The sequence below is a fragment of the Asticcacaulis tiandongensis genome (genome assembly GCF_006475605.1).
Classification (GTDB): domain Bacteria; phylum Pseudomonadota; class Alphaproteobacteria; order Caulobacterales; family Caulobacteraceae; genus Asticcacaulis; species Asticcacaulis tiandongensis.
Window position 1 is genome coordinate 1,282,934 of the sequence record NZ_SSBC01000010.1, and the last position, 13,928, is coordinate 1,296,861.

The 13,928-nt window shown below is 54.5% G+C and carries 10 protein-coding genes; 2 read left to right on the plus strand and 8 right to left on the minus strand.

Translation table 11 applies throughout. The features are described from left to right. Window position 1 precedes the first annotated feature (1 nt). The 8 genes from E5201_RS10320 to E5201_RS10355 form a co-directional block, all read right to left on the minus strand. Window positions 2-754, minus strand: a complete 753-nt coding sequence (locus E5201_RS10320; RefSeq protein ID WP_246050590.1) for a FadR/GntR family transcriptional regulator — start codon at window positions 752-754, stop codon at window positions 2-4. Then, window positions 754-1,782 carry an arabinan endo-1,5-alpha-L-arabinosidase gene (locus E5201_RS10325; RefSeq protein WP_140985934.1) on the minus strand — a complete coding sequence of 343 codons (1,029 nt, stop codon included), beginning with the start codon at window positions 1,780-1,782 and terminating at the stop codon, window positions 754-756. Before E5201_RS10325 ends, E5201_RS10320 begins: the two co-directional genes overlap by 1 nt. Window positions 1,783-1,910: 128 nt before the next feature. Further along, window positions 1,911-4,754 (minus strand): TonB-dependent receptor, encoded by a 2,844-nt coding sequence (locus E5201_RS10330; protein WP_140985935.1) that lies wholly within the window; start codon window positions 4,752-4,754, stop codon window positions 1,911-1,913. Between the two features lie 356 nt (window positions 4,755-5,110). Beyond that, entirely contained in the window at window positions 5,111-6,619 is a 1,509-nt protein-coding gene (gene arfA / locus E5201_RS10335) for an arabinosylfuranosidase ArfA (RefSeq protein WP_140985936.1), read from the minus strand. 15 nt (window positions 6,620-6,634) lie between these two features. Continuing rightward, a complete protein-coding gene (locus E5201_RS10340; RefSeq protein ID WP_140985937.1) occupies window positions 6,635-7,933 on the minus strand; it encodes an ABC transporter substrate-binding protein in 1,299 nt (432 codons plus the stop codon). Between the two features lie 134 nt (window positions 7,934-8,067). Beyond that, window positions 8,068-8,907 (minus strand): carbohydrate ABC transporter permease, encoded by an 840-nt coding sequence (locus tag E5201_RS10345; protein ID WP_140985938.1) that lies wholly within the window; start codon window positions 8,905-8,907, stop codon window positions 8,068-8,070. Further along, a complete protein-coding gene (locus E5201_RS10350) occupies window positions 8,904-9,785 on the minus strand; it encodes a carbohydrate ABC transporter permease (RefSeq protein WP_140985939.1) in 882 nt (293 codons plus the stop codon). The genes E5201_RS10345 and E5201_RS10350 overlap by 4 nt, the downstream gene beginning before the upstream one ends. Then, window positions 9,785-10,864: an ABC transporter ATP-binding protein gene (locus E5201_RS10355; RefSeq protein ID WP_140985940.1), complete on the minus strand. Its 1,080-nt coding sequence runs from the start codon at window positions 10,862-10,864 to the stop codon at window positions 9,785-9,787. The genes E5201_RS10350 and E5201_RS10355 overlap by 1 nt, the downstream gene beginning before the upstream one ends. 393 nt (window positions 10,865-11,257) lie before the next feature. Between E5201_RS10355 and E5201_RS10360 the strand changes: the two genes are divergently transcribed. Further along, a complete protein-coding gene (locus E5201_RS10360) occupies window positions 11,258-12,574 on the plus strand; it encodes an MFS transporter (protein ID WP_140985941.1) in 1,317 nt (438 codons plus the stop codon). A gap of 3 nt (window positions 12,575-12,577) precedes the next feature. After that, window positions 12,578-13,828 carry a DUF2264 domain-containing protein gene (locus E5201_RS10365; RefSeq protein ID WP_140985942.1) on the plus strand — a complete coding sequence of 417 codons (1,251 nt, stop codon included), beginning with the start codon at window positions 12,578-12,580 and terminating at the stop codon, window positions 13,826-13,828. Window positions 13,829-13,928: the final 100 nt, after the last annotated feature.

Below are 13,928 nucleotides of genomic sequence, written 5' to 3' on the forward strand. Positions count from 1 at the left end.
GCTAATCCATACTACGCTGGGTATCCTCAAGCGCCATGCGCACCAGCGATTCCATACACCAGCGCGCGGCCCCGACATCGCGGGCCACAATGGCATCAAACACCTTTGCATGGTCTGGCACCGGGTCACGCGGCAGTTTGTTATGCCTCTGTTTGAACTGGGTGGACCAGGCCACCGCCGCCCCGATGGATGTGCTTAAGGATATAAGCACTTCGTTGTGACTGGCGGTTAACAGGGCATGGTGGAAATCGAGATCGCCCTTGCGCCCCGCTTCGGTTTCAAGTGTATGGCGCTCCATACGCTCCAGGCCATCCGCCATGGCTGCAATCTGTTCGTCGGTGCGGCGCGTCGCCGCCAGTCCTGCCGCCGCCGGCTCGGTAATCAGCCGCAACTCGAACAGGCCCTGAATGAAGCTTTCCGACGGTTCGGTTTCAAACATCCAGCCCAGAACATCGGGATCAAGAATATTCCAGCGTGTGCGTTCGGTAACCCGCGTTCCGGCCTTGGGGCGACTTTCGACCATGCCCTTGGCCGCCAGAATACGGATGGCCTCACGATAGGCCGAGCGAGATATTTTCAGACTTTCGCTCGACTCAATTTCCGAAGGCAGAACCGTGCCCGACGGATAGACGCCCTTCAGGATATCCACCGCCAGACGGTGCGCCAAAGCGCCATGCAGACGTTCTGACTGGCCCTCCGGCGCAAAGCCGCCTGCCAGTACGTGCGTATTCGATATGTGCGGGTGATCGTCCATCATAGCGCTCCCGATCTGACTTCGGGCCAGCCGTCAGTGGTCCAGTGCAATGCCTTTATGCGCAAGGTCGGGCGCCCTCGGTTTTCACTGTCATAAGCGTGATAGACAATATAGTCGCGCCCCTCATCGCGCAGGATATCCACATGCCCCGGCCCCTTGAAACGTCCTGACACATCCATGTCGGCGTGGATAACTCTTCTGCCGCCACCTTCGGTTAGTTTACGCCCCTGATCATCGACATATGGCCCGGTAACCTTACGGGCGCGACCCACCACAGTGTAATAGCTTGACTCCAACCCACGGCAACAAAAGTCATAAGATACAAACAGATAATAGTATCCGTCCTGTTTGATAATCACCGGTGCCTCAACCGCCCCCGGCGGCGGACGGCGGGCAATATTGCGCCGCTTGCGCACCGATTGTTTCAGCTTGCCCGTAGCCGGATCCGCCTCGGCCAACTGTATACCACCCCAGAAACTGCCCCAGGACAACCACTGACGCCCGTCGTCATCAATAAAAAGATGACTGTCTATAGCATTGAAGTGGTCTTCAGCCACAGAACGAAGCACAACACCTTCATCTTTCCAGCTAAAAGCTGGATCATCTGTATTTAGTGTCGGTGTGGTAAGCATGGCAATGACGGACGTATTCTTACCGAACAATGACAGAGAATAGTAAAGCCGGTAAAGCCCGTTATGGAATTGTATGTCAGGCGCCCACGCGCCGCGCGTCTCAGGCAGTTCCGTCTTAACCCAGTCCGGAAAAGCGGTCATCACCGCGCCTTTGAAATCCCAGTTAATCAGGTCTTTTGACGTACGCCAGTGAATAAGCCCCGGCGCTTCGCGCATCTGCGATGTGGAAAACAGATGATAGAGACCGTCCGCCTTGATGATGGTCGGATCATGTACGGGCGACAGATTGCCTTTAAGTTCAGGGGATACAGGCGCGACTGTTTCCGCCATCAGGCCGGTTGCGCTCGTCACGCCCACAGCCACTGCGCTCTGGAGCATAAGCCTTCGGTTAAACATAGCATTTGTCCTTTGTTTTTGGCTTTTTGCAGAAGTCGAAACAGCAAAGGAAAAGAAGGCGCTGCCGTCAGGGAATGAAACGGCAGCGCCAGTTTGCTCTTACATCGGAGGCAAGAACCCGGATGTTACTAATTCAGACGCCAGCGCAGACCGAGCGAGACATGGCGACCGACAATGAAACCAAGGTGGTTATGGGTTTTAGGCCCGCCAGACTCAGCAAATTTATAATATTGGTGGCTCATCTCATCCAAAACATTCACGGCATCAAGAGACAGTGAAACCTTATCGTTAACATCGTAATTCAGTTGGAAATCCAGACTCGCTTCAGGGCTTACCCAAATACCGAGCGGATTGGCAAAGTTACGCGCCTCATTACGAGCCAAGAAATCTTCACGCCATACGTACGACAGTCTAGCACCAATTGGACCACGTTCATAAGCGGCCGTTATGTTGTAAGAGAAGTCCGAAACCCCAAAGAAAGACGAATTATCCTGACCGATCAACTGACCTGTAGTGAAGTTATAAATCGGGATGTTCTGAGTTGAATCCAACCATGTCGCACTCGCCTGCACTCCAAGACCATCAAGTAAACCTGGGAGGTAGTCAGGGAAATAGGTCAGCCCCAACTCGATACCCTTGAGTTCACCGTCCGAGGCATTAAGGGGCTGAGAAATAATAAACTTATCAGTATTCTGACCAGAATTAAGGATGGTCCTGATTGATACGCCTGGAACCACCAGCCCCTCTATTTCTCGCTTAAAGGCCGTGAGACTTACAACACTGTCGCGCGCAAAGTACCATTCAACCCCGATATCGGTATTCTTAGAGTGGGCTGCTTTAAGATTAGGGTTACCTTGGTCACCCGTCCCTAAGCCCGTATTAGTTATAATCCCCCTGAGTGCCAAATTCGGATTCAAATCGACAAAATCTGGTCTGCGCAAGGTTTCACCATAGTTGTAGCGCAACCGAACCGTGTCCGTAAGATCATAACGTAATGTCAGGCTAGGCATGACTTCACGTGTATTTGCAGACCCCGTAGACACCTGCTTTGAAAGACGGTCAACAAAGGTCATATCTGTCTCAACCTTCACGTAGCGCAGACCGAAATTGATCAGTAACGGGCGGCTGAACACCTGAGGCTCTATATCTGCCTGGAAATAGGCCGAGGTGGTGACCTCCTGAACATCAAAGTCACGATTATAAGGGAAATTTTCCTCAGTAACCAATGACGGTTTGATTGCTTGATATGCCGTGCGGACAGTGTCTGCATTATCGAACAGCCATTTTGAATTAAACTGGACCCAAGACGTTGGCACATCGGAACGGCCATCGAAGAAGCCTGTGTTCGTCAAAATGGCTTCATCTGGGAAAGAACTTAATAGTCGGCCCAGCGAACCTATTATATCCTGCTCTCTGTGGTACTGAGTGGCGCCACGATCATCATAACGCACGCCGAAGCTTACCTTTTTCAATATGCCTTCATTCGCATCCCAGTCACCATCGAGCGAAACGGTCAAGGCATCGCCTTTATGACGGTCCGCGTTGTCAAAGAAGGGGCCGGATGTCCATTGGGAAGCGTCCGTCAGTACATTAGGTACGTTCGGATCAACAATCTGCCATGATGGCAGGTCGTCTTTCGCATTGAAATCGACGGTAATATTCTGCCCGGCACGCTCGGTCTGAACAGCTATGAATGCATTCTCGTAATCACTCTTTTGGTAAGCAATATCACCTATAATGGTAATATTATCCCTTACGCGCCATTTACCATTCAACGCCAAAATGTGCGTGTCAGTACTGCGCTGCCTGAAGTCCGCTGACTGGAAGCCAAAGACGCTATTAACCGTACGCGTCTTGATTATATTCGTGCCGGGGAAAAGGGTGAACTGGGGATTAGGCCCCAATGAACCCCACCAGTCCGCAAACGAGAAGTGCATACGGTTATTGTCATCATTACGATACCCCTCGTAAACATATTCAAGGGTGTATTCCGCATTCTCATTCGGGCGCCATTGGAAAGCAGTATTTACAGCGGCCCGCTTACGGTCACCATGCACATCCGTGGCTGCCATGGCATCACGGGCGAGGTAATATGGATATTGCGTCGTCCCATCTACCAAAATGGTCGAACCTTCCGCATAAGGCAACCCATGCTCCATACCCGGCTGCCACGGCGCACGCGGGTTATCCGGCCAGAACCGCTCCAACGGCACAAAGCCTGCTGGCGGATTTTCCGTCATGAATGGAACCATAGCCCCGGCCATGGTGTTTTGATTACGGAATTTGTTGCGGTTATAGGAAATATTAATGAGAGCCCCAACTTCACCAACACTGGTGCTCCAGCGGTTGGAAACCAAGGCTGAAAGGTTGGGATTATAGCTGTCAGCCTGCTCGTTCCACGTGCCGCGTACGGCCGCAGTCGCTTGAAAACCGCGGAAGTTAAATGGACGATGGGTTTGCACATCGATTTGACCGGCAAGACCATGCTCAAGCTGCTCTGCTGTTCGGGTCTTATAAACATCGATGCGATTAATCAGGTTAGCAGGAATGTCCTGCAACTGCTGCTGACGACCAGTCGTAGTAAACTTTATTCGACCATTCCAGGTCGTCGCAATATCCGGCAATCCACGGATAGTAATGCCACTAGTCTCCCCACCCAGACGACCCGTCACCTGAATACCCGGCAGGCGTTGCAGCGCCTCGACCACGTTATTGTCCGGCAGCTTGCCGATGTCTTCAGCGATGACCGAGTCAACAATCTGGGTTGAGCGACGCTTGACGTCAACGGCCTTAGCCGCACTGGCGCGAACCCCGCGCACAACAACCACTTCGACATCTTCTTCGGCGGCAACGGCATCCTGCGCCGCTACCTGCGTCGCGCCCATCATCAACGATGAGGCGGCCACCGTTACCATCAAGGCATGAACGCTCACTTTACGGGCACAATGCGCCCCCGACCCTTTGGTTCTCATGAAATTATCTCCCTATGATTTTCAATGCCCTTGTCTGGGCATTTAACTTATTATGGCAATAATTGTCGGACATAAGACACACTGTCAATATAGAATATGACAGACAAATTGAAATTTAACCACATTTCAGAACAGGCGCGGCATTCCGGCAACATATTACAATATATTGAATTTATTGCATATTTTAAAATGGAAATTATATGCAGGCTTGCATGACTTACTCACCCGCCTGATAATTGGTATGACTAATTAAAATAAGCGCCGACTCAAGCGTTATAGACAACACAGACTTGTCCAATAAATGCCCGTGCGGCCCACAAAATTATCGGGTCATGGCACGGGCCTTAGAAGTGGCCTTAAACGCGCAGGCTAAACACATTCCAGCTTTGCGGTTTCAGCGTCGCCGTGAACTGTTGCCCGTCAATCTTTGCCGCCGGATGAGCCGCCGGACGGATGGTCTCCGCACCCTTCGTATTGACCGCCTTGAGATCGGCATGATGCAGTTCCGTCGCCGCCTCAAGCTTAAGCCCTGCACCCAGACCGCGCAGATCGACACTCAGGTTCATCTCTTCATCGGTCGAGCGGTTAAGCGCAAATACAGACACCGCGCCGGTCTCAGGATCGAATACCGCCGCCGTCAAAAGGTGCGGTATTGCCCCCTGTGATTTGGTCTCAAAGGTCGTGGTATCGACCTTAAGGCGCAGCACCTCGCCGCGTCCGTATTTCGTCGCATCGGCAAAAGGATGGAAGATGGTCTGTCGCCAGGCTGGTCCACCGGTTTCGGTCATGATCGGTCCGATGACATTGACCAGTTGCGCCAGACAACCGGCCTTAAGACGGTCAGCATTGTTCATCATGACAATCAGCGCCCCACCCAGCACCAGCGCGTCCTCAAAATTATAGATTTCCTCCAGCAGTGGTGGCGCTTCGGGCCAGCCGGGCTTTTTCACATCGTCAGGGCCATGCGCCTTATACCAGACATTCCATTCATCCAGCGACAGCATGATGCGTTTTTTGGACCGCCGCGTCGCAGCCACAGCGTCGGCAATGGCCGCCACTTCCTTGATGAAATAATCGAGCGCCTCGACCTCGGCAAAGAACTCTTTGATGTCGTTGCCGTCATTGCGCATGTAATGGTGCAGCGAGATATAATCGACCTGCTCAAAACAGGTATCGAGCACCTCATATTCCCAGCGGGCATAGGTCGGCATCAGGCGCTGGGATGAGCCACAGGCCGTAAGTTCCACCGACGGATCGACCCATTTCATGACCTTGCCGGTTTCCTGCGCCAGACGGCCATATTCGTGTGCCGTCTTGGCGCATATCTGCCAGGGCCCGTCCATCTCGTTACCCAGACACCAGAACTTGATGTCATGCGGCTCCTTGAAGCCATGCGAGATACGCAGATCGGAATAGTAGGTGCCGCCCGGATGGTTGCAGTACTCAAGGAAATGACGCGCCTCATCCGGCCCGCGCGTCCCGAGATTGACGGCAAACATCGGCTCGATGTCGGCCTTCCTGATCCAAGTCATAAATTCGTTGGTGCCGAACTGGTTGGTCTCGGTCGAATGCCAGGCCAGATCGAGTTTAACGGGACGGTTTTCCTTAGGGCCAACGCCGTCTTCCCAGTCATAGCCCGACAGAAAGTTCCCCCCCGGATAACGCACAATGGTCGGGCCAAGTTCCTTCGTGAGTTCGAGCACATCCTGACGGAAGCCATGCTCGTCCGCTGTCGCATGGCCCGGCTCATAGATGCCGCCATAAACGCAGCGCCCCATGTGTTCAACGAAGGTGCCGAACAGGCGGCGGTCAAGCTTATCGACGATAAAATCGCGGTCAGCGATGACGGAAGCTTTGAGGGTCATATCTGGCACTCACTCTCAGAGAAGATGGAAAAGAAGGTCATTGGCGCGGCGCTCGGCGTCAGTCAGGGCCTGCTCGATGGTTTTATGGCCGGTGATGGCGGAAAACAGCTCATCGCCGATAATGTCCTGAATGGCGAACTGGCGCTGCACTTCGGGCGGTAAGGTCTGGCCGGTATGGCTTAAGGACACAATATCGCGCCGGTGCGGCAAATTCAGGTAAGCGTCACTTTCGGCCACACTCTGCACCGTCGGCAGGTGTCCCGTGCGCGACCAGTCGTAATTGTGGTCATAGAGGAACTTCAGGAAACGGCTGACCGCCTCATCCTGAGCCGCACTGCGCTTGCGGTCTGACACCACCCAGGCATGGCCATCGACATAGGCGGTCTGCTTCGGGCCAAACAGAGCCGGATAGGGCTTCACCGTATAGGACTCATAAAGCGGCTGACCACGCGTCTGGGCCTCATTTTCATAGGTACCGATCAGCCATGTGCCGCCGAGATAGACCCCACCCTGCCCGTTGAGGAACCCTTGCGTCGCCGCCGGATAGTCCTGATCGCGCGTCGTCAGACCTTCGTCATAGATTTGCTTGAAAAGGCCAACAATGCGGCGGGCTTCGGGGGTGTTGAGGGTAATCTGCTTCGGGTTCTTAAAAAATACCGCCTGCTGGTTCATGAGATAGGTATAAAGATTGCGCGTATAGGCGGCCCGCTCATTGATCATCGACTGCACCAGATAGGGCTTACCCGTCGCCTGTTTAAACTGACGCGCCTGAGCGAGCAACTCTTCGGGGCTATGTGGTAATATCGGCTCCGAACCGCGCATCAGTCCCGCCTGACGGAACAGGCCGGTATTGATATGCCAGAGCTGCGTCCAGTTATCGAACGGCAGGCCATAGGCCGCGTCTTTCACCATGACGCCCTGACGCGCCGCAGGCGTGAAAGCGCCAGCGTCGATACCGGCCTTATCGAGATAGGGCGTTACCGGCACGATCAGGCCACGCACCTGATAATCAGGAATTGACGACATATGGATGCTGACGACATCGGGCGGATCACCGGCCGCATATTGCGCTGAAAGCTGATCATAGCCGGGCCAGGCGACGACATTGACCTTAAGGTCGATGTCCGGGTTTTCACGCTGAAAACGGTCGATCAGGCCGGTGAGAATTTCGCACTCCCCATCGGGGTTACGCAGCGGGGCCTGATCCTTCGGCACATTGGCACGACATTCCCCAAAGATACGCTGAACCGTAATCTGTGTCCGGTCGCCTTGGGGCGAACAGGCGGCGAGCCCCAGAGCGAGACAAACCCCCATCCACATCCCTCCCCGTTTACGGGGAGGGGGGACCGCGAAGCGGTGGGTGGGGGACACCCTTAATAATGACAAAAGCCCGCTTATTTGTTTCGCCATTCCGATCGCAAAACCGGTTCCCACTTTTGCCGAATGGTTCATCGTACCGCCTGCCCCGCAACCGCGCGCACAATATATTTCTGGAAAAAGACATAGACGATCAGGATCGGCACCGAGGCGAACACCGCTTGCGTCATCAGATAGCCAAGACCGCTTGTCTGGGCGAAATTGATCTGCGAGGAAGCAATCCCAACGGTCAGGGTGAACATCTCAGGCCGCGTCGCCGAGATCAGCGGCCACCAGTAATCATTCCATGCCGCCAGAAAGGTGAAAATGCCCAGTGTCGCCTGCGCGGGTAATGTCAGGGGCAGCAGCACTTTCCAGAAGACCTTAAGGCGTGAGGCATTATCGAGCATCGCCGCCTCATCCAATTCTTTCGGGATCGCTTTGAAATACTGGGTCATGAGAAACACGCCAAAGGGTGCCGCCAGTCCGGGAAGGATTAACCCCGGATAAGAATTGTGCAACCCCAGACCGGCGAACATCTGGTGACGCGTAATAATCACCGCCTGCTCAGGGATAGCCAGCCCGAACAGCACGACCACGAACAACACATCACGGAACGGAAACTCAAGCCGCGCAAAACCATATCCCGCCAGTGACGACAGGGTCAGCACCCCAATTGTCGTAAGCCCCGCCACCAGCACCGAATTGAACAGCCAGCGAAATACGCCGGAACTTTTGAGAATCGCCGCGTAGTTTTCCAGCGTATAGGGCAGATGAAAGGCGTTGGTCGTCGAACGCAGAAGCTCTGAGTTCGACTTCAGCGACAGCATCAGTGTCCAGATCAGCGGCGCGACCATAATCAGCCCCAGCGCAATCAGCGCCAGCCACCACAGGCTATGACGCCAACCCATATGACCGAAGGGTTTGCTCATCGGCCCCTCCCCTCACGACGCGACGCAACGAAATACTGCGCCAGCGTTACCATCAGAATAATGGCAAACAGGATTTGCGACGCCGCTGCGGCATAGCCGATATCCCAACGACGGAAGCCGACCTCAAAGATAAACAGGACAATCGGACGCGACGCCCCGTTAGGCCCGCCCTGCGTGATCAGTTGCGGCTGCCCGAACAACTGGAACTGCAAGACGCACTGCATGATGACCACCAGCACAACCGTGCGGCTGATGGCTGGTAAGGTGATATGCGTCAGTTGCTTCCACCACGGCGTGTTATCAAGGGCGGCGGCTTCGTAAATATCCTGCGGCACCTGCTGCAGGGCAGATAGATAGAGCATCATCGGCAGCCCCAGACACCACCATACCGTAATGATACTCATGGAGATCATCACCAGATTGGGGTCACTGAGGAAGGGGATCGGATCAAATCCAAAAAAGCCTATAATATTGGCAACAAAGCCGCCGTCGGACATCAGCACCATGCGCCAGATCAGGGTGACAATGGTCACCGACAGCACCGAGGATGAAAAGAACACGCCTCTGAAAAACGCTGCCGTACGTGTGGCGCGGTTCAGCATCAGGGCGAGAAACAGCGGAATGATCGCCAGAGCCGGAACCGTCAGGGCGACGAAGTAGAAGGTATTGCCCACGGCCTGAAGGAAAACAGGGTCCTGCAACAAACGACTATAGTTTTCAAAGCCTACAAAACTGGCCCCGCCGAACAGGTCGGCCTTGAACAGGCTCAGGCCCATGCCGGAAATCAGCGGCCAGATTAAAAGCCATAGGAAAACACACAGATAGGGGGCGACGAACAGGAAATTACCGAATTCCCGTCTGGCTTTGGGCGACATCATCAGCCGACCTCCGGCGTATGGTAGCCCTTACCATCGGCATCAAACAGATGCGCCGCGTCACCATCCACCTTAAGATAAATGGTATCGCCCATTTTCACACGACTCAGACCTTCGTCTTCGGCCGTGAGCGCCGTACCATCACCGAGACGGGCATAGACGAGCGTGCGCTCTCCCAACCGCTCGACAAATTCAACCTTCGCCGCCAGCCCCTGATCACTCACGCGCACATGCTCGGGCCGCAGCCCCAACTCCCATGAGGCGCTATCCGTCAAACCCTTCACACGGGTGGTCACCTTAGAGCCGTCCCCCAGCGTCGCCACCGCTCCGTTTGCACCCTCACTGACGCTTACCGGCAGGAAATTCATCGGCGGTGAGCCAACAAAGGAGGCCACGAAGCGGTTGGCCGGACGGGCATAGATGTCCATCGGCGCACCAACCTGCTGAATCTTTTTATCATGCATGACCACAATCCGGTCGGCCAGAGTCATGGCCTCGACCTGATCGTGCGTCACAAGAATCATGGTGGCATTCAGACGGCGCCGCAGTTGCGCCAGTTCCAGCCGCGTGCGCATCCGCAACGCCGCATCCAGATTAGATAGCGGCTCATCAAACAGGAATATGTCAGGGTTTTTAACAATAGCACGGCCAATGGCCACGCGCTGCTTCTGACCGCCCGACAGCTGGCCGGGTTTTTTATCGAGGAATGGCTCAATCTCAAGTATACGGGCCGCCTCGGCCACACGCCGGTCGATTTCCGCCTTATTCATACGAATATTTTTGAGGCCAAAACCCATATTGTCGCGGATGGTCATGTGGGGATAAAGGGCATAGTGCTGAAAGACCATGGCCACGCCACGTGCGCCCGGTTCCCGTTCATCGATCCGCCGCCCGCCGATATGAATTTCACCGGCATCAAGGGTTTCAAGGCCCGCGATCATCCGTAAAAGCGTTGATTTCCCGCAACCGGACGGGCCAAGAAAGGCAATGAATTCATTGGCCTCTGCCTTAAGGGAAATATCATCCAGCACCAATGTCGGCCCATAGGCTTTGGTGACATTACGGATATCGATTGCGCTCACGCGGTTCACCCTTCGCTCCCTGCATCGCCTCCCGCCGGATTTATCCGTTTATGTCTGTCAGATGCGATTATACCTGCTCGCCTGAGGGGGACATGCACCGCCTTATCCAAAGCGATCACAACCTTTAACTCAGACAAATCGATTGCTAACACTCATGCCCCACCTCATCAAGCCTGAAATCGGTGTCATGCATGATTTTTAAGCAAAATTCTGATTTGCCCATTTATGAAATAATACATATTATGAATTTCAGCTTGAAGGCGATAATGCGGGTAAATTACAGAACACACGAAAAATAAATGACACCGGTATCTATAAAATCGTTGTCAGATGTGAAAAATTATCAGACAACACCTTCAACCAAAAATAAGAGCTATAGCAGGAGCGCCTTTAATGTCAGATAATCAGTCTGCTGCCTTGCAGCGGGCCAGCCGCTACAGATGGATCATTGTCGGTCTTCTGTTCACGGCTATCGCCATCAACTATATCGACCGTCAGATGATCGGCATCCTTAAGCCCACCCTTGAGGTTGAGCTTGGCTGGAGTGAACACGACTATGCCAACATCATCACCGCCTTCCAGGCCGCCTATGCCATAGGCCTTCTGGCCTTTGGACGTTTCATCGACAAGATCGGCGTGCGCGTAGGTTATGCCGTTGCCTTCACGGTCTGGACGCTCGCCAATATAGGCCACGGACTGGTGCATACGGTGACACAGTTTGCCATCGCCCGCTTTACACTGGGTCTGGGTGAAGCCGGTAGCTTCCCGGCCAGCCTGAAGGCCGTGTCTGAGTGGTTCCCGCAAAAAGAACGTGCCATGGCCACCGGCATCTTTAATGCCGGTACAGCCGCAGGCCCGATTCTGACGCCACTTATTGTTCCGGCGATCACGCTGGCTTTCGGCTGGCGCGCGGCCTTTATCTCTATTGGTATCATCACCAGCGTATGGCTGATTGCCTGGCTGATCATGTATCGCCGCCCGCATGAACACCCCAAGGTGAACGCGGCTGAACTTGAGCATATCCGCTCGAGCGACGGCGAAGATCTGGCGCTGGCTGCCGAAGCCACCGCCAAGGTACCCTGGTCGAAGCTTCTGCGTCAGAAGGAAACCTGGGCCTACGCGCTCGGTAAATTTCTGACTGACCCGATCTGGTGGCTTTATCTGTTCTGGCTGCCGTCGTTCCTGAATAAGGAACATGGCCTTGAACTGGCGACCTTCTATCCGGCCCTGATCACTATCTATCTTCTGGCCGATGGCGGCTCTATCGGCGGCGGCTGGTTGTCTTCACGCCTGATCAAGAACGGACGCTCACCCAACTTTGCGCGTAAGGCAACCATGCTGATGTGTGCGTTGGTGGTTGTGCCAATCATTAGCGTACAGTTCGTCAGCAATCTGTGGCTCGCGGTGCTGATCATCGGTATTGCCGCCGCGGCGCACCAGGCCTGGTCAGCTAACCTGATGACCCTACCTTCGGACATCTTCCCCAAAGCAGCGGTCGGCTCGGTCGTCGGTTTCGGCGGTATGTCCGGTGCCATCGGTGGCATGCTGATGTCACAATATAACGGCTACATCCTTGATGCCTTCGGCTCCTATCAGCCGATCTTCATTGTCGCTGGTTGTACCTATCTGGTCGGCTTTGCCATTATCTCCCTTCTCAGCCCACGTCTTGCCAAGGTGCCGCTTGAGAGGCTTCAGGCCGAAAAGGCTTAATTCATGCACAGGCGCGACCTTTTCCGGTCAGCCATAGGCGGGGCGGCGGCATTGTCCTCCGCCTCGACTACCTCTGCTACTGCGGCAACACCGCCGCTTGATGATCGCGCCTATATGAGCGGCCTGCTCAGGAAAATGGCCGAACCTGTCCTGTCCAACATGGCGCAGGGCCGCCTTAGGCAGAATTTTAAACGCGAACTTAGCCCGACTTGGGATGGCCGCGATCCAGCGGTCACCTATATGGAAGCCTTTGGCCGACTAATATCAGGTGTCGCCCCATGGCTTACACTTCCCGACGACACAACAGCCGAAGGCCGTATCCGCCACAAGCTGCGGCAGGACGCCCTGCAAAGCTATGTCCATGCCGTTGATCCTAAAAGTCCGAACTATCTTCTGTGGCGCAGCGAAGGGCAGGCGCTGGTCGATTCGGCCTATGTTACAAATGCCCTGATCCGCGCCCCAAAGGCTTTGTGGGAGCCACTTGATGCGGCCACCAAATCGCGCCTGATTGCTGAGATAAAAGGCCTAAGGCGCGTCGAGCCGCCCTATACCAATTGGCTTTTGTTTGCGGCCATGAACGAAGCTTTTCTGCTATCGGTCGGCGAAGACTATGATCCGATGCGCCTGAATACGGCTGTGCGAAAGATCAATGAATGGTACGTCGGTGACGGCTGGATCAAGGACGGCGAAACCTTCCATTTCGATTATTACGGCTCGTTCGTCATTCATCCGTTTATGGTCGAAATCCTTGAGGTTCTGGCCCGCCACAATGCCCCTTACTGGCGCGGCAAACCTGCTGACCTTCTGGCGCAGGCCTTAAAGCGCATGCAGCGCTATGGCGAACATCTGGAGCGCTTTATCTCCCCCGAAGGCACCTTCCCGCCGATTGGCCGCTCCCTGACCTATCGCACGGCAGCCTTTCAGCCTCTGGCGCTGCTGGCCTGGCGCAAGCAACTGCCGCAAAGCCTGCCCGAAGGTCAGGTTCGGGCGGCGCTGACGGCGGCGCATAAGGCCATTTTCACGCATCCTTCGAATTTCGACGAAGGCTATCTGACCATTGGCTTTGCCGGTCATCAGCCAGCTTTGGGCGACTGGTATTCCAATAATGGCAGTATGTATATCACCGCCTCAAGCTTTCTGGCACTGGGTCTGCCCAAAACCGACAGCTACTGGACCGCGCCCGCTCAGGACTGGACATCTAAAAAAGCCTTTGCCAATGCCCCCTTCCCCAAGGACTATCACGTTGATTATTAAGCATGGCGATAATTAAAAGGTGACAGCTGATTTTATGTCGGTTCTGCCATATTCAGACCATGTAAAGATCACATAAACGCCAGACAGTAAGATTCTCAAG